Source organism: Bacillus sp. AK128 (assembly GCF_053903075.1).
On the sequence record NZ_CP096379.1, the window covers coordinates 2,659,172 to 2,679,439 of the forward strand.

Annotated in this window: 18 protein-coding genes and 1 riboswitch; of the genes, 5 read left to right on the plus strand and 13 right to left on the minus strand. The window is 36.7% G+C overall.

What is annotated here, in order from left to right:
- Positions 1-23: 23 nt before the first annotated feature.
- The 6 genes from M1D60_RS13205 to M1D60_RS13230 form a co-directional block, all read right to left on the minus strand.
- A complete protein-coding gene (locus M1D60_RS13205) occupies positions 24-1,175 on the minus strand; it encodes an acyl-CoA dehydrogenase family protein (RefSeq protein WP_456275334.1) in 1,152 nt (383 codons plus the stop codon).
- 98 nt (positions 1,176-1,273) lie between these two features.
- Positions 1,274-1,385, minus strand: a riboswitch (SAM riboswitch).
- Between the two features lie 69 nt (positions 1,386-1,454).
- A complete protein-coding gene (locus tag M1D60_RS13210; protein WP_456275335.1) occupies positions 1,455-1,940 on the minus strand; it encodes a hypothetical protein in 486 nt (161 codons plus the stop codon).
- Between the two features lie 78 nt (positions 1,941-2,018).
- Positions 2,019-3,080: an AbrB family transcriptional regulator gene (locus M1D60_RS13215; protein WP_456275336.1), complete on the minus strand. Its 1,062-nt coding sequence runs from the start codon at positions 3,078-3,080 to the stop codon at positions 2,019-2,021.
- A gap of 93 nt (positions 3,081-3,173) precedes the next feature.
- A complete protein-coding gene (locus M1D60_RS13220; protein ID WP_456275337.1) occupies positions 3,174-4,019 on the minus strand; it encodes a manganese catalase family protein in 846 nt (281 codons plus the stop codon).
- 96 nt (positions 4,020-4,115) lie between these two features.
- Positions 4,116-4,289 carry a hypothetical protein gene (locus tag M1D60_RS13225; RefSeq protein ID WP_456275338.1) on the minus strand — a complete coding sequence of 58 codons (174 nt, stop codon included), beginning with the start codon at positions 4,287-4,289 and terminating at the stop codon, positions 4,116-4,118.
- A 162-nt stretch (positions 4,290-4,451) separates the two neighbouring features.
- A complete protein-coding gene (locus M1D60_RS13230) occupies positions 4,452-4,841 on the minus strand; it encodes a hypothetical protein (RefSeq protein ID WP_456275339.1) in 390 nt (129 codons plus the stop codon).
- A 268-nt stretch (positions 4,842-5,109) separates the two neighbouring features.
- Between M1D60_RS13230 and M1D60_RS13235 the strand changes: the two genes are divergently transcribed.
- Positions 5,110-6,024 carry an ABC transporter permease subunit gene (locus M1D60_RS13235; protein WP_456275340.1) on the plus strand — a complete coding sequence of 305 codons (915 nt, stop codon included), beginning with the start codon at positions 5,110-5,112 and terminating at the stop codon, positions 6,022-6,024.
- Positions 6,017-6,922, plus strand: coding sequence for an ABC transporter permease (locus M1D60_RS13240; RefSeq protein ID WP_456275341.1), 906 nt, complete (start codon positions 6,017-6,019; stop codon positions 6,920-6,922). The genes M1D60_RS13235 and M1D60_RS13240 overlap by 8 nt, the downstream gene beginning before the upstream one ends.
- Positions 6,923-6,968: 46 nt before the next feature.
- Here the strand turns inward: M1D60_RS13240 and rsgA are convergent, their stop codons facing one another.
- A complete protein-coding gene (rsgA, locus tag M1D60_RS13245; protein ID WP_456275342.1) occupies positions 6,969-8,030 on the minus strand; it encodes a ribosome small subunit-dependent GTPase A in 1,062 nt (353 codons plus the stop codon).
- Positions 8,031-8,464: 434 nt separating this feature from the next.
- On the opposite strand from rsgA, the gene M1D60_RS13250 reads away from it, so the two are divergent.
- From M1D60_RS13250 to M1D60_RS13260, 3 genes are all read left to right on the plus strand, one after another.
- Positions 8,465-9,379: a DMT family transporter gene (locus M1D60_RS13250; RefSeq protein ID WP_456275343.1), complete on the plus strand. Its 915-nt coding sequence runs from the start codon at positions 8,465-8,467 to the stop codon at positions 9,377-9,379.
- Positions 9,380-9,654: 275 nt separating this feature from the next.
- Positions 9,655-10,608 carry a calcium/sodium antiporter gene (locus M1D60_RS13255; protein WP_456275344.1) on the plus strand — a complete coding sequence of 318 codons (954 nt, stop codon included), beginning with the start codon at positions 9,655-9,657 and terminating at the stop codon, positions 10,606-10,608.
- Between the two features lie 26 nt (positions 10,609-10,634).
- A complete protein-coding gene (locus M1D60_RS13260) occupies positions 10,635-10,919 on the plus strand; it encodes a DUF6407 family protein (protein WP_456275345.1) in 285 nt (94 codons plus the stop codon).
- 57 nt (positions 10,920-10,976) lie between these two features.
- Here the strand turns inward: M1D60_RS13260 and parC are convergent, their stop codons facing one another.
- The 6 genes from parC to M1D60_RS13290 form a co-directional block, all read right to left on the minus strand.
- Positions 10,977-13,406, minus strand: coding sequence for a DNA topoisomerase IV subunit A (gene parC, locus M1D60_RS13265; protein WP_456275346.1), 2,430 nt, complete (start codon positions 13,404-13,406; stop codon positions 10,977-10,979).
- A 5-nt stretch (positions 13,407-13,411) separates the two neighbouring features.
- Complete coding sequence (gene parE, locus M1D60_RS13270) at positions 13,412-15,382, minus strand: DNA topoisomerase IV subunit B (protein ID WP_456275347.1); 1,971 nt, start codon at positions 15,380-15,382, stop codon at positions 13,412-13,414.
- 213 nt (positions 15,383-15,595) lie between these two features.
- Positions 15,596-16,009, minus strand: a complete 414-nt coding sequence (locus tag M1D60_RS13275; RefSeq protein WP_456275348.1) for a CoA-binding protein — start codon at positions 16,007-16,009, stop codon at positions 15,596-15,598.
- Between the two features lie 68 nt (positions 16,010-16,077).
- Positions 16,078-16,377: a hypothetical protein gene (locus M1D60_RS13280; RefSeq protein ID WP_456275349.1), complete on the minus strand. Its 300-nt coding sequence runs from the start codon at positions 16,375-16,377 to the stop codon at positions 16,078-16,080.
- 279 nt (positions 16,378-16,656) lie between these two features.
- The gene (locus M1D60_RS13285) at positions 16,657-17,961 is read right to left on the minus strand and encodes a DEAD/DEAH box helicase (protein WP_456275350.1); all 1,305 of its coding nucleotides are present in this window, start codon (positions 17,959-17,961) and stop codon (positions 16,657-16,659) included.
- 103 nt (positions 17,962-18,064) lie between these two features.
- The gene (locus M1D60_RS13290) at positions 18,065-20,239 is read right to left on the minus strand and encodes a DNA topoisomerase III (protein WP_456275351.1); all 2,175 of its coding nucleotides are present in this window, start codon (positions 20,237-20,239) and stop codon (positions 18,065-18,067) included.
- Positions 20,240-20,268: the final 29 nt, after the last annotated feature.

The following is a 20,268-nucleotide window of genomic DNA, read 5'->3' on the forward strand; positions in this document are numbered from 1 at the left end:
CTCCTGATTTTTTTATTTACGATCTATTTTTCAATTGATATCCTTCTTTTCCCCAGCATATAAACAATTGCATCGTCTGCAGGTGGATTGTGTAAACCTGCACGAACATCTCGAAAATATCGTTGTAATGGATTCTTTTCTGACAAGCTTCTAGCTCCCACAATCCTCATTGCTAAATCAACTATAGAATTAGCGCTATTGGTAGCAATATGTTTAACAGCAGCCAGTTCATGAGCTAATGACGCCCTACCCTCGGGATCATTAACCCATTTTAGCGCAACCGAATAAATCAGTTCTCTTGCCTTAAATAACTCCAACTCCATTTCGCCAACCTTTCGTTGGACCTCAGGCACTTCAGCAATAGGACCAGGTAATGTATTGGGTTGATACTCTCTTGCAAATGAAACAGCATAATCTCTTGCCGCTGTTGCAATACCTAAGTATACGGTAGGAATCTGCAGATACCAACCTTTTGGCAGGTTGGTACCACCCTCCTGACTTATAAGTGAATCTTCCTCAATTCGAACATTACTTAAAATTAAATCATCACTTTTTGTACCCTTCATGGAAATACTATCCCAAGTTTCTTCGATTGAGACACCTTCTAACCGGTGATCAATTAGAAACATTCCACGCTGTCCGGTTTGCTCGATTTGAGCAGTTACAATGGAATAATCAAGTGCAATTGCCATTGAAGTAAAAGCTTTCTCCCCGTTAATAACCCACTGATTACCGTCTTTAGTTGCAGTAGTAGTAGGCAGTCCTCCCCTAGAAGGACTTCCTGTCGCCCTTTCAGTAGCCGCAACATTGAATAATGCCTTAGACTGTACGATTAGTCGACAAAGCTTTTCAAACATTAATTCATTCCAAGAATGACTTTCTGCATTTTCTAGAATGCAACCTAAATGCCAACCAATTGATAAGGCAGTTGCTCCATCACCTTGGGCTAATATTTCTTGAATTTGAAGGAATTGATATAGATTTAAACCAGTACCTCCATATTTTTGAGGTACTGTGAGCGCCAAAAAGTTTTCTTTTTTTAAATCCTCAAGATTAGCAAGAAGGCAGTCCCCCTCATCCATTTGACCAGCTCTGTTATCAAAAATAGCTGCAAGTTTTCTTGCTTGTTGGAGTATATCCTCAAAATTTGTATCGGTATTTCCTCTGTTTTCCAACTATTCTCCCCCTAGCACTTCTTTATTTATAGTAATAAAATAAAAAAACCCCTTTCGATATATAGAAAGAGGTTTGTGTACATATTAAACTATACTCTTTCTTATCTGCCAGACCAAAAGTCTGTTGGATTTGGCACCGTTTTATTAAATATTAATAAATGGTTGCCGTGGGTTCTTAGGACCAAGTTCCTCCCCCACTCTTGATAAGTAAAATATTTTGCTATTTAATTTTATATATTAAATTTATCGTATATGAAAATATCTGTCAATTCAAAAAGCTTATTGTTTATCTAATGCAAGCTTGATCATAAGATTTGTCATTCCATCAACAATCTCTGCTTGACCTTCAAGCACTTGATAAAATGTTTGCAGGTACTTTTCTGTAATCTCCATATACTCCCTATCTTGTTTATGTTCACAAATATCCCTGAACAACTCTAATTGTCCTTCTAGGATAATCATTTCTTCATATGTTAAATAGAATTGAATGCCTTCTTCTGTGGATTCATTCTCATTAAATCCATTAAAGACAAGCATCTTTTCTGTAAGATCTTGGAGAACATGATATTCCTTTTGAAGGAGCTTTAGTTCCCGCTTGTTTTTTTCATGTTGGATTGCATAACCCAATGAATGGGTTAAATAAGAAAGCATATGAATCCAGAATGTAATCTCCGTCTTTATTATCAGTAGTTGAATGGCCTGTTCTTCTAACATAGACCTTGTATTTTCTTTTTTTGACTTAGCTTGTATGAAGTCAATAATCATGATTAGTCCCCTCCTGCCGTTATCATACTAGCATGTTTTCAGAAAAAACGGCAGTTGACTTTAATGGTAAGGTGTCAATTATTTTCCAAGTGTATGTTGTTTTCGAAAGACCCATGCCACTAAAGGCGGAACTAAAAATAGAATAAAGAAGATACGAAATAGCTGGAAACCAGTTACAATTGATAAATCTGCTCCAATCGCTTTTGCAGTTAGTCCCATTTCGGCTATGCCACCTGGAGCGGTACTTAAAAAGGCTGTGCCAAGTGAGATTGGATACACCCACTGTAATAAGCCTGCAATTAACACGGTAGAAAGGAGTAAGATTAAACAGGATATAATAGCTCCTGTACCAAACCGTTTCCAGTTTTTCAACTTATTAGGATCAACCATTTTTCCAATATGAATTCCTAGGAAGATTTGAGCAGCAATAAGTAATAACTCTGGAATTGGAAATGGAGTTAAACCAAAAACGACTAAAACAGCACAACCAATAATAGGACCTACTAAGTAAGGTGTAGGAAGTCTCCCTTTCACGGCAAGGAGCGATGATAGTCCTGTTACAGCTATAAAGAGTGTTATTTCCATTACAGTACTCGTTTTTATTGAAGATTCCACAGTGTTTAGAGTGGTAAGTGGTCCACTAAACCAATCAATTCGAACAATGGCTGGTACTAGGTAGATTACTGAAAGAAGACGTATTAACTGAAAAAGAGTAACACTTGTGACATCCACATCATCAATTTCTTCGCCTAATAACACCATTTGTGAAAATCCTCCAGGCATCATTCCGATAAAAGCAGTCTTAAAGTTGATTCCAATAAATCTTGAAATAAATATAGAGACTAAGAGAGAAAAACCAATCAATAAGATGGTTGTTGTCAGCATTGCAGGTAACATTTTTAACATTTGTAAAAGCGTATCATATGTAAATGCAATCCCAAGCATGTAACCAATGACTACTAAAGCACCATTTCTAGTTACTGGTAGACTTTTTATCTCCCGCTTAAGCAAGAGCTTCCAAATAACTACAGCCAGCAGGGAACCGAGCATCCAGGCTAAAGGTAGCTGTAGAAAAGTAAACAGTAGACCACCAATACATGCAATTAAAAGTGTTTCAAAAAATGGGAGTAATTTTTTCACTGGATCACGGCTTTCTAGAAAATAGATGACTATCATTCTTTTATTTTATCACTAAAAAAAGACTGCAACAATGAGCTGCAGCCTTTCATTTACTTACATAAGGTTTGGCGGAAGTGGATGCGGTAAAGTATCATGAACATAAAGTGGCGCAGGGGTTAAACTAGCCTTTGGTCCAAAAGGAACTGGTTGTGATACATAATTAAACACGCCACGACCATCAGGAGCTGGTCCTTGGGCAAATCTACCTTTACTGCTTGCTTCTCCGCGTGATAGATTGTAAAAGTCATAGGATACAGCTTGCTTTTCAAGCTCACGCGGGAAGGTTGTTGGGACAACAATATCACCTTCACGTGCTTCAAGCTCAGCAATCGCTGCCTTCCATATATTTTGGTGCGCAGTATCACGAGCAATTAGGAAAGAAAGCATATCCTTTACACCAGGATCCTCAGCTATCTCATATAATCTTACAGCTTGAAGACGCCCTTGAGATTCAGATGTCAAGTTTGCTCTAAAATCAGCTAAAAGATTTCCACTTGCACCAATATATGCAGCAGTCCATCTATTCCCAACACTATCAACTGGCATTGCACCTAATCCAGAGACAATAGCATGTTGTGGGTTCATTCCGCCCATAATTGCAGCCACTGCTGGATTATTATTATAAGCAGCTTGTTGATCCTCTAACGGAGCCCCATCTAAAAGACGTGCAATCATCGTTGCAAGCATTTCAACATGCGCCATTTCCTCTGCACCAATATCTAATAATAGATCACGATATTTTGCATCAGCACGACCGTTGAAACCTTGAAATAAGTATTGCATCATAACAGAAATTTCACCATACTGTCCCCCGAGAATTTCTTGAAGCTTCTTTGCATATATCGGATCTGGACATGATGGTTTTGCATCATATTGAAGTTCTTTAATGTGATAAAACATAGGTAATTATTCCTCCTTTATTAACATCCCTAACAATGTATAGGGATGTAGGAGAAATGGTGCTTGTATAGGCAAATTCTTTATAAAAGATTTACATTATTTATTTTCTTCTACGGTTACTTCATCAGTATGGATACAATCAAATTCACCAATTTCCTCTTGTATTTGCTCTAGAGTGGGAAGATCATCGTAGCTCTCTAACAACTCATGATTTACTAAACTAACTAAATGGTAGGGATACTCTTCATCAGAAAAAGGTGAATAAATCATTGTATATACTCCTCCACCTTTAGTAAAAAAAAACTGAAGATGGCTAGTTAGTCTCTCTACTTTTTTATTTCTAATTAGAACCAACTCTATCACCTCTACTTTTTCTCTACTAAACTGTATTCTTCTAGCAGAAAAAATAGAACTGATATAGTTAATTCTTATCTAATGAAGCAATACATCCTTTAAGATAGGTATTTCAACCACTACCTCATCACCATATCCCAATTCTAACGATTCGATCAAATCTCGATCTGTTACGATTTCGATGATTGATTGGCTCTTGTCTTTAAGAGGTGACTTATTTTCACTTGCCTCTAAATAGAACACCTTAATTCCATTCACAAAACAAGTATTTGAATGGTTAACTTGCCTCACTCTATCGCATCTTAAATATGGAGGAAACCCGTCTGAAGCAGGTTCCATTAGTTGAATCTGTATAGTAACAGGAAAGAGCTTTATACCTGTCTTAGAAGAGTAGTCGCTCTCTAGTTCCTTCATCCACTGTGATCGTTCGTTAACACCCTTTACAACTTTTCCCCTTATAACCCTCATGTTGTTGCCCCTCCTTTTGAAGTTCTAATTTATCTATTAAAAATTAGTTTTATTAAATACCTTTTCTATTATTATACCGAATAAACTAGTAAATTTTTTCAAATGAAATTCACATTTTATCGACCATGTTCTACATAAGGCGTCAAAGCATGTCGTACCCAATCCGCACATAATTTTGAATCAAATAATCTTTTCCCAATTATTGTAAACCGTGTTATAATAATCTATATTATTTTGACAAAATGTTATGAAAATTATGGAGGTTACGATGCAGCTCATCAAAAACACTACCTTTTTACTTATTCTTTATCTTTTTATAACCATACTTATCACTTTATTGATTCTACTGCCCAGAGAACCACAATACATTCATGTATCAAGGTTTCATATAGAATTTGAGTATAACTTTACGTTGAGTGATTATAAAAATAAAATTATAACTTTTTACGAATATATTAACGAACATAATGGTTTCGGCCAAGCACCAGAAGGAATTTCTTATTATGAGCTTACTGAAAGGTATACAAAACGGAGCTTACAGCTGATTATCCCAGCCTTTCTATTAACCATTTTAATTAGTTACTCAATAAGCTTGCTAATAATGAGAAAACGTATATCCAATCAGTTAGAATTAAAATCCAACCCTCTTTCACTATTATTCTCTCTACCTGATTTTTTTATTTTTATTTTAGTTCAATATTTATTTTTAATGATCAGTAAAAGTACTGGAATTTCGTTTGATCTATATGGAAATGATCGTTGGTTCCATTTCATTCTTCCTTCTAGCATTCTTGCAATCTATCCGATTTATTATTTGACAAAGATCATATTATCAACGTTAACAAATGAAATCCAAAAGGATTACATTAATACGGCCCGTTCAAAAGGTGTTCATAATGACAAGATTGTAAACCTCCATATTCTTTGGAATAGCTGGCCATCTATCCTAGGGCATACCTTTATTGCCTATCTATACTTAATCTCAAGTTTACCCATTATAGAATTACTCTCTGCTTATGACGGTCTTGGGTATCAATTTATTAAAGCAATCAGTAGTTATGATGATCTAAAAGCAATCGCATATGCTATACCGTTTATTTCACTTATTTTTATCTCAAAACTATTATTAGATCTATTTAAGCAAATAGTTCTTCCAAAAAGCGAGGTGCATCACCTTGACTAAGTTCTATAAAAATGTCTCGTTAATGATTGGGCTTGTTTTTCTCTTTATTTTAGTGAGTATTGCCTTATTTCCTGAACTATTCCCCTTTGTTGATACGAAACTAGAACGAATTCTTTATATCTTAAACGAAGACAAAAAGCCTGTAATGCCACCATTTCCCCCGTCTGAAGGAAATATTTTCGGGACTGACCATTGGGGAAGAGATTTGTTCAGTATGATTATTCTTGGTACAAGGGAAACCTTAATTTATGTACTTTTAATTAGTACCATTCGATTTGTAGTTGGGGTACCTTTTTCGTTTCTTGCCTTTCATAAAATTGGAGGGTCACATACACTTTTAGCTATAAGTAACCGACTATTTACATATGTACCTTCTATCGTTACAATCATCATTTTGATGACATTACCGCCTATCTTATTTTCGGAATTCAGGCCATATTTGGTCGTATTAATTATAGCTTTAGTTGAACTAAATAAAGTGTCGACTTCATTAGTTGAAGAAATTAGACATGTATATAAGCAAGAATATATGGTAGCAGCTAAATCTCTAGGAACTAAACCACTTGCATTAATTAAAAGATACTTATTACCACAGCTTTATCCAAACTTGATTGTTAGCTTCTCCTTAGATTTAGCAAGGAATTTTGTTATATTAGCACAGCTTGGTTTCTTCCAGTTCTTTATTGCTCATGTTCATGTCCAGTTAGAAGATGGAAGCTGGGAGTTCCAAAATACCTCTCTTATGTGGCCTAACTTTTTAGGGAATATCCTAAGTGATTTGAGGGGCCCAATCTGGATTCCATTTTTTGCAACCTTAGCAATTAGTTTTGCGATTATCACCTTTACGTTGATTGGAAATGGATTAACTAAACAGTATCGTTCTAGATTTCACTCTTAAAAATAGCAAGAGAGCGTAAACCATTTAAGGTTCACGCTCTCTTTATTTAGCGACGATGTACTCTTGTACGATCACCAGCGATTTTCTTCCATTTTTCTTTTTCAGCCATTTGAGCCTTTTTATCATTTTTACGTTCTAAATAGGCAAGCTCTCGTTGAAGCTTTATATAACTTTGTAATCGGTCTTCCTCAAGCCTACCAGATTGAATAGCTTCACGAACTGCACATTTTGGTTCATTTTGGTGCTCACAATCACGGAAATAGCATAGTTCTGCGAGGTCTTCTACATCTGAGAAGCTTTGATTCATGGCTCCATCTGCCTCCCAAAGCTGAAGCTCTCTCATTCCCGGAGTATCAATAATCATTCCACCTGTTGGCAGATGTACTAATTCTCGATGAGTGGTTGTGTGACGACCTCTACCATCCTCATCTCTTATATCCTGAACAAGTTGTTTTTCTTCACCGAGTAAATAATTGGTTAATGTTGATTTCCCTGCACCAGAAGAACCTAGTAAAGCAACAGTTTGGCCCTCTTCTAAATAGGTCTTTAAGTGTTCTAATCCTTCGTTATTCTTAGCACTCGTTACATGAACAGGTACTCCAAATGCAATGGCTTCAATTTGATCAAGCGTTTCTTCAATATTCTCAGCTAGATCTGATTTGGTTAATACAATAACAGGGTTCGCACCGCTCTCCCATGTCAGAAGCAAATATCTTTCTAAACGCCTAAGATTAAAATCCTGATTTAATGCATTAACTAAGAAAATCGTATTTATATTAGTTGCGACAATCTGCTCTTCCGTTGTTAGACCCGCTACCTTCCGAGAAAATTTGCTGAATCGTGGAAGAATTTCATGAATGCTTGCTCTTCCTTCAGATTGCCTTGGTGTGACCAATACCCAATCTCCAACAGCCGGAAAGTCTTCTCGTCCGTCTGCTTGGAATCTCATCTTCCCTGTTATTTCGGCTAATAATTCCCCTTCTTCAGTCACCACTCGGTACATTCGCTTATGTTCTAATATAACCCTTCCAGCAATCCAATTCTTTTGATTCATCTGTTCAAATGAAGATTGTAATTCGTTATTCCAACCTAATGTTTCTAAATTCAATGTTGTTTCCTCCTACGGAATGTTTTAATTTTTCCCATGAAAAAAAGACCGTACTCACGGTCTTTTATACAATAGACAAAAAAATACCATGAGCTAGATACACAGCCCATGGTACTTTTCCCGTTTAAGTAGAAGAAAACGTTAAAAAGATACAGAGGGCTGTGATATAAAATTAGTTAGAGTATTAACAATTGGCTTTTTCATAAAACATCCCTCTCTTTCCATTCAATTTATTAATCTAATCATACATCACCAAATATGGAATGTAAATACATTTATGGATTTTTTTATTTTTTATACTGAAGGTTTTCAACTACACTAGTACAAAAACATCTATCTAATAAAGCATCTAGTAATAACTAGCAAGCTAGTACATATAATCAAATAACAGAAGGATAAGCAAGCTATATATTGAGTTATTGGATGTGTTTTAGATGGAAAATCGGTTAGCCATAATTTCTAGTTTTTATGCTTTTCTTTCCATATCCTTTTGGGGAATCTCGTTTGTATCGACCAAGGCTTTATTAGATGTTCTTGATCCCTACACAATTATATCGGTGAGATTTGGAATTGCCGCAATCTTTCTATTGTTTCTACTTATAATCCTTAGGGTTAATTTTTTAGTTAGGGCCACACACATCCCATTCCTTTTCATACTGGCCATCTTGGGTGTTTTTGTCCATCAAATTGTACAAGCTTCCTCTCTTCTTTACATTGACGCTTCAGCTGCTGGATGGTTGATTTCTTTTTCACCTGTATTTACAGCGATTCTGTCTGTAATGTTTTTAGCTGAACGATTCACATTGGCCAAGCTATTAGGAATGAGTATTGCCGTATTAGGAGTCATACTAGTAACGACACAAGGGAGTGGACTTCTTTCGCTGTCTCCGAATGTAGGATACTTGTTAATGATTTTCAGTACATTTAACTGGGCGGTCTATTCGATCCTAATAAAGAAATTCATATTACCTTACTCTGCATTAACAATTACCTTTTGGACTAGTCTCATTGGTTTTTTCTTAACCATACCTATCACCTATCGAACAAAGAACTGGAACAACCTTTTTGACATAGCACTCTCTGATTGGACGCACCTACTTTTTCTCGGTATATTCGTATCAGCAATTGCCTACTGGTACTGGGGGAAAGCCTTAGAGGCGTTAGAAGCTACCCAGGTTTCCGTATTGATGTATGTAGAACCACTAATAACATTAATTGCTGCTGTGATTTTATTAAAAGAACATATCGCTATTACCTCAGTTATTGGAGGACTGTTAATCATTTTTGGAGTCTCAATTGTTAATCGGCAAGTATTTAACTGGATTAAATTCAACCTTATAAGGAAATAAATTAGACTGTTAATGAACGGTCTTTTTTTAATTCAAATCAAATTGAACCGTTGATTTTCACTCCAGGTTATTATTGTGCTGTTATTAAAAACATCCTCTTGAGAAACAAACTTCCTTACTTTTATGTTAGACATTGAAAATTTATAATTTTAAGGAACACTATGATACACTAATGTATATGAATGGTTGATTTTACTAAAAGTAATAGAGGTTATATAAGAACTTAAGTAAGATTAATACATAAATCCAATTCTTTTAGAAGGAGGTTGAGCAGATTGACTTATGTTTTTTTACTTATCGGCTTTGCTTTGCTCATAAAAGGAGCTGATTATTTTGTAGAGGGCTCTTCTGCTATCGCAAGATCACTAAACGTATCTCCCCTTTTAATTGGGCTGACCATTGTTGCATTTGGAACAAGTTCTCCTGAAGCCACCGTAAGTATTGTGGCAGCTATCGAACAAAATGCTGGTGTCGCAATCGGAAATGTTGTGGGTAGTAATATTTTTAATATTACCTTTGTTGTTGGAATAACAGCACTAATTAATCCGCTAGTGGTTGAGAATGAAACTATTAGAAAGGAAATTCCCTTTACCTTATTAGCAAGTGTTGCCTTGCTGATATTAATAAGTGATATTTCACTTCAATTCGTAAGTGATAATCTTATTACCAGAAGCGACGGGTTAATATTGTTATTGTTTTTTGCTATCTTTTTATACTACATTTTCGAGGTTGCAAGAAAAAGCAGAGCTAAAGAAACTAAGGATGAGGCCAAACCAAAGGGAGTTTGGGGAAAAAACATATTATTTACCATAGGGGGATTAGCCGCCATTATATTTGGTGGAGATCTTGTCGTTAACAATGCTACCGAAATTGCATTTGCTTTTGGAATGAGTGAAACATTAGTAGGTTTGACCATTGTTGCAGTTGGGACATCCTTACCGGAATTAATTACTTCCATAACGGCAGCACTTAAAAAAGCAAGTGATATCGCCTTAGGTAACATTGTGGGTAGTAATATCTTTAATATTTTATTTGTACTGGGTGCTGCTTCAACGGTTTCTCCACTTCCTGTTGATTCTAAAATCTTTTTTGATGTCACTTTAATGATTATACTAACTGTGATTCTACTAATTTTCTCAAGAACAGGATTTCGAATTGGCAAAAGAGAAGGTAGTGTCTTAGCGATTGTTTATATCCTTTATATGATTTTTATTATTATTAGAAATTAGATTTCTACAAGGAGAATTAAACATCCATGAACTTTGAAGAATTTATTAGTCAGTACAGTAAAAAATTTAAAAATATAGATCCTTCAAATCTTGATCTAATAAAGGAATTAGTCAATTTAGCCATCGATTCTTTTAAGCTTAAATCATTTGTGGAAGTAGAAGTAGTAAATAATCAGGAAAACAGCTTTTTATATGTTCACTCGATGGCAGAAGAAAATTCACTATCAAAGATTGTTCAATTGGCTATTGGTGATGGATCAGACCTTTCAATTGAAGAAGTTTTTAGGGGACAAATCATTAGACAGTATTAACAATAGAAAAAACGAGTAAAGAATCAATGGATTCTTTACTCGTTTTTTTTAGGTAACTCATTCTGAAGGTTTGTCTTCCCTCCATGCAGTTTGCACATCTCCAACCTCATCTGTATCAAGAACAAATGAACCGTTAGAGTACCTATCATTAGAACGAAGCTTAATCGGATCTATTGTTTCTGATGAATTCCCATCAGTTTGTATATAAATTAAATGTTTTTGATCGATAACTGGGATCATTTTAACAATTCGATGTGGATTTGCTTTTAGCTCACGAAGCATAATCACACCACGCTTTGCCCTTGTAGCTTTCTCAAATTCTGATAATGGCATTTTCTTTGTTGCCCCACGCTGTGTGACAAGGACTAGATTAACAGGTTGGTCCGGAATAATTAACGATCCTGATACTACAAAATCTCCATCCTTCAAATTAATACCTTTTACTCCAGCCGATCTTGCACCGGTAGGATTTACTTCCTCTTCTGAAAACCACAGAGCATACCCATTGCTGGTTGCTAAAAAGATATCCTGCGTTCCGTCAGAGATATGGACTTCTATTACTTCATCCTTATCCTTTACATTAATAGCTACGAGTGGTTTCGAATAACGTTGTGCCTTATATTGATGTAACTCCGTTTTCTTTACCATACCATTTTTAGTCACAAATAAGAGGTAATAAGGCGTCTCAAAGTCTTTAACAGGAATTCCCTCAACAATTTGTTCATCTCTCTCAATCGGAACGATATTGCCAATATGTTGTCCTAGGTCCTTCCAACGAATATCAGGCAATTCATGGACAGGCAAATACAAATAATTCCCCTTATTGGTGAACAATAGTAACGTCTCGGTTGTATTAATTTCAATTTGTTTAAGGAGTCTGTCTGTATCCTTCATCCCGAAATCTTGTCCGTTAGATGCTGCGTATGAACGTTGGCTTGTTCTCTTTACGTAGCCATCCTTTGTAACTGTTACAATGACATCTTCAGAGGGAACCATTACTTCAAGATTAATTTTGATTTCCTCTATTTCAGCCTCTATTTTCGTTCGACGTTCGTCAGCATAGGTCTTCTTTACACGTTTCAGATCTGTTTTAATAACAGAGGCAAGCCTAGCCTCACTGTTTAAAATCTGTGTTAACTCTGCAATTTTCGCTGTTAGCTCATCTGATTCCTGTTGTAAGGCTGTGATGTCTGTATTTGTTAAACGATATAATTGCAAGGATACAATTGCCTCAGATTGAGGTTCGGTAAACGCAAATTGTTCCATTAAGTTTTCTTTTGCATCCTTTTTATCTTTAGAAGCACGAATTGTTGCGATAACCTCATCTAAAATGGAGAGGGCCTTCATAAGACCTTCCACTACATGTTGTCTTTCCTCCGCCTTTGCCAATTCGTATTTGGAACGATTAGTTATCACTTCTTTTTGATGTTCAATATAAGCGTCCAATAAAGAAGGCAGGCTCATTAAACGAGGGCGTCGGTTATAGATGGCTACCATATTAAAGTTATAAGGTACCTGTAAATCTGTATTTTTATATAAAAAGTTTAAGACGCCTGATGCGTCCGCATCCTTTTTTAGTTCAATTACAATACGCAGCCCTGTTCTGTCCGTTTCATCACGAACTTCAGAAATACCTTCTAGCTTCTTATCAAGCCTTAGCTCGTCCATTTTTTTAACAAGATTAGATTTATTCACTTCAAAAGGTATCTCAGTCACAACAATTTGCTGTCTACCGGCTTTAATATCCTCAATTTCAGCTTTTCCACGGATAATAATTTTGCCTTTTCCTGTTTCAAATGCCTTCTTAATACCATCGACACCTTGGATAATCCCACCAGTTGGAAAATCAGGGCCCTTCATGACAGTCATTAAATCTTCAACTGTTGCATGGGGTTTATCCATTCTCATTATTGCGGCATCTATTACCTCTCCTAAATGGTGAGGTGGAATTTCAGTCGCATACCCCGCTGATATCCCTGTTGAACCATTCACAAGTAAATTAGGAAACATAGCTGGTAATACAGTTGGTTCCTTACTTGTATCATCAAAGTTTGGAACAAATTCTACCGTTTTCTTCTCAATATCACGTAAAAGTTCAGAAGCAATTGCAGATAATCTTGCTTCCGTATAACGCATGGCAGCTGGAGGATCCCCGTCCACACTACCATTGTTACCGTGCATTTGAACGAGTAGATTTCTCATCTTCCAATCCTGACTCATTCTTACCATTGCATCATATACGGATGTATCTCCATGTGGATGAAAATTACCAATTACGTTACCGACTGTTTTTGCTGATTTTCTAAAGCCCTTTTCAAAGGTATTCCCCTCAGCATGCATCGCATAAAGAATTCTTCGTTGTACAGGCTTTAATCCATCACGTGCATCAGGTAGAGCACGCTCTTGAATAATATATTTACTATATCGACCAAAGCGGTCTCCTAACACTTCCTCAAGTGGTATATCACGAAATATTTCCTGTGTCATTCAATTTAAACCTCCTCAGATACCGACAAAGTTTCATTTTCTAGTAAATTCGGGTCATCTTCCATACCAAAATCCACATTTGTCTCGATCCATTTTCGACGAGGTTCTACTTTGTCTCCCATTAGTGTCGTGACACGACGTTCAGCTCGAGCTGCATCATCAATTCGAACCCTAATAAGTGTTCGAGAATCGGGATTCATTGTCGTATCCCAAAGTTGATCAGCGTTCATTTCACCAAGACCCTTATAGCGCTGTATCATATAACCCTTACCAATCTTCTTTAAAGCACTCTGTAAATCATCCACAGACCAAGCATATTCAATTTGTTCCTTTTTACCAGTTCCTTTACTTACCTTATAAAGTGGAGGCAGTGCTATATAAACTCTTCCTGCCTCAATCATAGGCCTCATATAACGGTAGAAGAACGTTAATAGTAATACTTGAATATGAGCGCCATCAGTATCAGCATCTGTCATAATCACAATTTTATCGTAATTTATATCTTCAATAGAAAACTCTGGACCTACCCCTGACCCTATCGCATGGATAATTGTGTTAATTTCTTCATTCTTGAAAATGTCAGCAAGCTTCGCCTTCTCCGTATTAATTACCTTACCTCTTAATGGAAGAATTGCTTGGAAACGACGGTCACGACCTTGCTTTGCAGATCCACCAGCAGAGTCACCCTCAACAAGATACAACTCATTTTTTTGAGGATTTCTAGATTGTGCAGGTGTTAGTTTTCCACTCAATACTGACTCCGAACGCTTGCGTTTTTTTCCGCTTCTAGCATCTTCTCTAGCTTTACGAGCAGCTTCTCTAGCCTGGTAAGCTTTAATTGCTTTTTTTACTAGCAGTGTACTGACTTCTGGATTTTCTTCCAAGAAATATAATAACTTTTCAGACACAACTGAATCTACAGCTGAACGTGCTTCACTTGTCCCTAGTTTACCTTTTGTTTGTCCTTCAAACTGAAGAATCCCCTCAGGTATTCTTACCGAAATAATAGCAGCTAAGCCTTCTCGTATATCTGTACCTTCTAGGTTTTTATCTTTTTCCTTAAGGAGATTTACTTTTCTAGCATATTCATTAAAGATTCGTGTCATCGCTGATTTCGCACCAGCTTCATGGGTACCGCCATCCTTGGTTCGGACATTATTAACGAATGACAATACATTCTCAGAATAGGCATCATTGAACTGAAAAGCAAATTCAACCTCTATCTCGTTGGATTCTCCCTCCATAAAGATTACTTCATGAAGTGTATCCTTTTCTTCGTTTAAATACTCAACAAATGCCTTGATTCCTGTCTCATAAAAGTAGACATCATGCTGATCGAATCGTTCGTCAATTAATTCAATTTTTAATCCCTTTAATAAAAAAGCTGATTCTCTTAATCGTTCACTTAAGGTATCAAAGGAATAAGTCGTGGTACTAAAGATGGTAACATCCGGCTTAAAATGAATGGATGTACCAGTTTGTTTTGTCGTACCGATTTTTTCGAGGGTGGTAACAGGTTTTCCACCAGCTTCAAATCGTTGTTTATAAATAAAACCATCTCGTTTAATTTCCACTTCTACCCATTCAGAAAGAGCATTCACAACAGAGGCACCTACACCGTGTAGACCTCCACTTGTTTTGTACCCACCTTGACCGAACTTTCCTCCAGCATGGAGTACAGTGAAGATTACTTCAGGGGTTGGCTTGCCGAGCTTGTGCATCCCTGTTGGCATTCCTCTCCCTTTATCTGAAACAGAGATGCTGTTGTCTTTGTGTATTTTTACGATGATGCTTTCACCAAAACCGGCTAAAGCTTCATCAACTGAGTTATCGACTATTTCATAAACAAGGTGATGAAGACCTCTCTGATCGGTGCTTCCAATGTACATTCCAGGTCGCTTTCGAACCGCTTCTAACCCTTCTAGTACCTGTATTGCATCATCATTGTAATCAAATGGTTGTTGTTGCCTTGCCAAAGAGTTCGTCCCCTTTCATTCTGAAGAAGAGCTATTTTACTTACTAGCTCATGCTGCCAATATGCTCATTTCGAGCACTCCTCATTATCTTTCTTTGTTCATCTGTTAACGAACATCTATTCCTTATTGTACTTGTTGTTTATCATTTCGCAAACACCAATTTTAAAAAATAAAAAAAAAACCCTTGATAGATCAAGGATTTAAAAGGGAAATTTATTTTGTTAAGGCATGTTCAACCTTAATACAACGGTTCATAATTACCGTTTTTCCTGATTCCTTTATCAACTCGTACGCTTCCTCATTCTCGATCCCAAGCTGTGCCCAAAATACGTCAGCATCAATTTCTAGGAATTCTTTAGCATGCTTTACTAGATATTCAGGTCGCCTAAACACATTCACTATATCTACATGCCCATCAATTTGGTTAAGAGAATCTAGCGCCTTTATTCCTAAGGCTTCAGTAATATTAGGATTAACTGGGATAATCTCATACCCTAATTTTTGCATTGCTTCACTTATCATATAGGATGACTGTGTCGAATCATCAGAAAGTCCAATAACTGCAATTCTCTTACTCTTTTTTAAAATGGTACCTATTTCATCTCTACTTGGATTTGAAAAAGTCATAATAAGTACTCCTTTATCCTTTTTCTTACAATATGCTATATTTTGTAGCAGAGTTCAAGTAGGTTTGCTTAAGAATATTGATTCTCACAGTCTTCATGCCCACCATATATCATCGAGAGCATTTCGGCTGAATCATCATTTGACACTTCCTGATAATCCTTTGCAAAATGTCTGAGGCTATCACAGAACGCTACATTGTCCTCCCCAACACCTTCTGACCAGCTTTTAAAATTCCGAAAATCCTGAACAGGATCATAAGATTCAAACTTTGCAATTACATCTGATTCGTTACCAAGTGACGTCACTTCAATTCCTTTATAAGTTTCAGGATTAAGTTCATCGTATTTTACACAAGTATAAAAAATCATCACAACATCCCCTTTGTTAAATAAGTCATTGATTGTGTTATATTTTGTTTTTTTAGTTGATTTATTCATAGTTGTATCAAACACTCTGCCTGTCACATCTCTGTATAAATTTCCCAATCATTTCAAGTTGTGGGGTTTACCTTTTTAATTCCGTCGGAGGACGTAGAATTCTTAGATGTTTCACCTTAAGAAGCGATGAAGTTCGTCCTTTCTGAGGGCGTCACTTCTTCGAAACCAAAAAAGGAGCCAGGATCTATTTAGATCACTGGCTCTTAAATTTTATCTTTTCTTAGATTTATTTCCAGCTTCTCCATTTCTTTTGCCTCTTGCTGGTCCAATAGACGATGCTTTTTTACCTGTACGTTGATCCTTCCTATTTTTAGAACTAGAGGCTTTTCCATTTTTAGAGGAAGTTGTCTGATTTGATTTCCGCTCTGGACGATCCTCAGCAAATTTTTGTTTCTGATTATCACCTTGGTTATCTAACCTTTTTCTTTCAATGGTCTGACCCATTTCTTTTTCCATTACTCTTAGTTGTGGAAGGTCCTTGGGGGTGATGAAGGAAATTGCTAAACCTTTACTTCCTGCCCTTCCCGTTCTTCCAATCCTGTGAATATAACTATCGACATCTTCGGGAATATCATAATTAAATACATGTGTGACTCCTTCTACGTCTAAGCCCCTTGAAGCAACATCTGTTGCAATTAAATACTGTATTTCAGCTTTTCGAAATCTCTCCATTACCTTTTCCCTTTTTGGCTGTGAGAGATCTCCGTGAAGGACATCACAGTTATACCTTAACGCTCTAAGGTTTTCATATAGCTTATCTGCACGTCGCTTTGTCCGACAGAAAATTACCGCAAGAAACGGACGATGCTCATCAAGAATCTTGCAAAGTGATGCTTGCTTGTGACGGTCGGTTGTCTCATATACGAGTTGCTTGATTTCTTCAAGGGTTTTATACTCATCTGCGATCCTTATTGAGACAGGATTTTGCATATATCTTTTCGCCAATGATTGGACTTGTGCTGTTAAAGTAGCCGAAAAAAGCATGGTTTGGCGTTTGTTAGATGTTTGTTTTATAATTGCTTCGACTTCATTGATAAACCCGATGTGGAGCATTTGATCTGCTTCATCTAACACTAGCATTGAAACATCTTGGAGCTGAATGGTTTCTCGTCTAAGATGATCAAGGATACGTCCTGGAGTACCGACGACAACGTGAACCGTACCTGCTAATTTTTTAAGTTGTCTCTCGACGTCCTGGCCACCATAGACAGCTAGCACATTTACATCCTGCGACTTGTACTTATTGAATTCAGTTGTTATTTGAATAGCAAGCTCTCTAGTTGGTGATACAACTAGGGCTTGAATTGAGTCTTGATCCAATTGAATACGATCTAATATAGGCAAAATAAAAGAAATTGTTTTTCCAGTCCCTGTTTGTGCTTGGGCCATTAAGTCCTTGCCCTTTAATATAATTGGTATTGCTTGTTCCTGAACGGGTGTCGGTACTGCAATTCCGTTTTTCTTTAATGCATGTTGTAAAGGTTGGCTAACCCCTAATTGTTCAAAATCCTGCAAACTTTTTCTTCCCCTTCTCTATTGAGAGCTTTTTACTTTAGTTTCACCACATAGGTGATTTTCAATAAGGCTGTTTCCGGAACTTTGTTTCCTATTACAGCAACTATGTCTCACTAACTTTTTCTTCCTTTTTATCAAACAGGAAAGATACCCTTGTTCCATCCTCATTGAATTGAAGACGAGCATCAAAGGTTTTATCCCCTTTTTTAAATCCCTTTATCACGTCTGTCATACCAGTACTAATTAGCTTTTTAACTTGGGTTGCACTGAGTTTTTTTGTTAGTATTACTTTTGAGACGGTAAAAGAGCATTTCGACGTAGAATAGTTCGAACAGCCGTAGAACTTACCTTTATCGATAACAGTCCCGCCACAGAGCTTACATGTACCAACGGATACTCCAAGTGAGGCTTTGCTGGAAACTCGTTGAATGGAACTTATATTCAGATCCTGAAAGCTCCATTCAGCTGAAGAAGTAATCGCATCCTGAATTATTTTCTCAGACAGCTTCTTTGTTTGTTCCATAAATGTTACTGCAGATGCCTTACCTTGTCCAATCTCAGACAATCGTTGCTCCCATTTTGCAGTCATCTCAGGAGAAGCTAAGATTTTATCTCCAATGGCTCTAATTAAAACTTTACCTTTATCTGTTGCAAACACCTGATTTTTCTTCACATCGATATACTTTCGATCCTTTAGCATCGTAATAATACCCGCTCTAGTAGCTTCTGTACCTAACCCTTCTGCTTTCATAAGAATCTTCTCTAACTCAGAATCCTCTAAATGCTTTCCTGCTGTTTTCATTAATGTAATCAGCTGTCCTTCTGTATAACGTTTTGGTGGCTGTGTTTTTCCTTCTTTTACCTTTACCTTTGTTACCTTTCCACTCTCTCCTTTTTCAACGATTGGCAAGATTGTTTCCTTCTCCTGCTCATCCTGAAAAATCACCTTACGCCAACCTTCTTGGATTTGCTGTTTACCCTTTGAAACAAACTCAGCTCTTCCATCTACTAAAGTAGTAATGGTTGTATAATCAAAAATTGCCTTCTCATGATGGGCAGCAAGTAATTGGCGAACCACTAAATCATACAATTTTTGCTCATCACCTGAGAGCTTATTGGGATCTACTACCTGTTCAGTTGGAATAATGGCATAGTGATCGGTTACCTTTTTATCGTTTACATAGCGTTTATTATCTTTAATAGAATCAATAGGTAAAGGAAAAAGGTCCTTATACGTAGCAAATTGACTTAGCTTTCTTAAAATCTCGGGAAACGTATCGGCTTCTCCTTCTGTTACAAAGGAAGAATCAGAACGTGGATAAGAAACGATCCCTTTTTGATATAGCTGCTGCAGAACATCCAATGTTTTTTTGGGTGAAAACTTATACCGTTTATTAGCGGTTGCCTGTAAAGAAGAAAGGTTAAAGAGATAAGGTGGCTGATATTCTTTTCTTTCAGTTTCCATTTCCTTTACTTTGGCTTCTTTGTTTTCACAAAATGCAGCTATTTTTTTAGCCATCTCCTCTTCTTTAAGACGACTTTCTTTGTCCTTTTCCCACTTTCCTTCGTAGGTTTTACCATTCATCTTAAAGGTAGCTAACACTTCCCAAAATAGTTCTGATTGAAAGGCATCAATTTCATTTTCTCTTTTTACAATTAGAGCCAGAGTCGGTGTTTGAACACGACCTGCCGAAAATACATCAGACATGCCCTTGTCCTTCAAAAGGATGCTGTACACTCTTGAGGCATTCATCCCAACGACCCAATCAGCACAAGCCCTCGTATAAGCCTCGTAAAATAAATTCCTTGTATCCTCTTCTAATAAGAGTTCTTGAAATCCCTTGTATATTGCCTTTTTCGTTAATGAAGAAATCCACAGTCGCTTCATTGGCTTTTTCACGCCGGCCAGATTGATGATATTTCTGACAATCAATTCACCCTCACGTCCAGCATCCCCAGCATGAATGATTTCTGTTACTTCTTTTTTTATTAATAAACTTTTTACAACTTGAAATTGTTTATATTTAGACCGTTCTACTTCATATTTAAACTTATCAGGAATGATGGGCAGTGTTTGAATAGACCATCTCTTCCATTCTGATTTATATTTTTCAGGTGCGATTAATTGGCATAAATGTCCTACTGCCCATGTCACATAAGCACCTTTAGGAAATATCTCATTCGGTAAAATTTCAATATATCCCTGCTGCTTTTTTGAGTTAAATGGTGAAGCCAGGGTAGATCCCTGGTCTGGCTTTTCTGCAATAATTACTTTCATGTCTTTCTCCTTGATTTCTAACAAACTAA

Excerpts from the sequence above, each read along its gene's own strand:
- M1D60_RS13210 (WP_456275335.1), bottom strand. The coding sequence starts at position 1,940 with ATGATTATTGACTTCATACAAGCTAAGTCAAAAAAAGAAAATACAAGG.
- M1D60_RS13220 (WP_456275337.1), bottom strand. The coding sequence starts at position 4,019 with ATGTTTTATCACATTAAAGAACTTCAATATGATGCAAAACCATCATGT.
- M1D60_RS13225 (WP_456275338.1), bottom strand. The coding sequence starts at position 4,289 with ATGATTTATTCACCTTTTTCTGATGAAGAGTATCCCTACCATTTAGTT.
- M1D60_RS13230 (WP_456275339.1), bottom strand. The coding sequence starts at position 4,841 with ATGAGGGTTATAAGGGGAAAAGTTGTAAAGGGTGTTAACGAACGATCA.
- M1D60_RS13235 (WP_456275340.1), top strand. The coding sequence starts at position 5,110 with ATGCAGCTCATCAAAAACACTACCTTTTTACTTATTCTTTATCTTTTT.
- M1D60_RS13250 (WP_456275343.1), top strand. The coding sequence starts at position 8,465 with ATGGAAAATCGGTTAGCCATAATTTCTAGTTTTTATGCTTTTCTTTCC.
- M1D60_RS13260 (WP_456275345.1), top strand. The coding sequence starts at position 10,635 with ATGAACTTTGAAGAATTTATTAGTCAGTACAGTAAAAAATTTAAAAAT.
- parC (WP_456275346.1), bottom strand. The coding sequence starts at position 13,406 with ATGACACAGGAAATATTTCGTGATATACCACTTGAGGAAGTGTTAGGA.
- M1D60_RS13275 (WP_456275348.1), bottom strand. The coding sequence starts at position 16,009 with ATGACTTTTTCAAATCCAAGTAGAGATGAAATAGGTACCATTTTAAAA.
- M1D60_RS13280 (WP_456275349.1), bottom strand. The coding sequence starts at position 16,377 with ATGATTTTTTATACTTGTGTAAAATACGATGAACTTAATCCTGAAACT.
- M1D60_RS13290 (WP_456275351.1), bottom strand. The coding sequence starts at position 20,239 with ATGAAAGTAATTATTGCAGAAAAGCCAGACCAGGGATCTACCCTGGCT.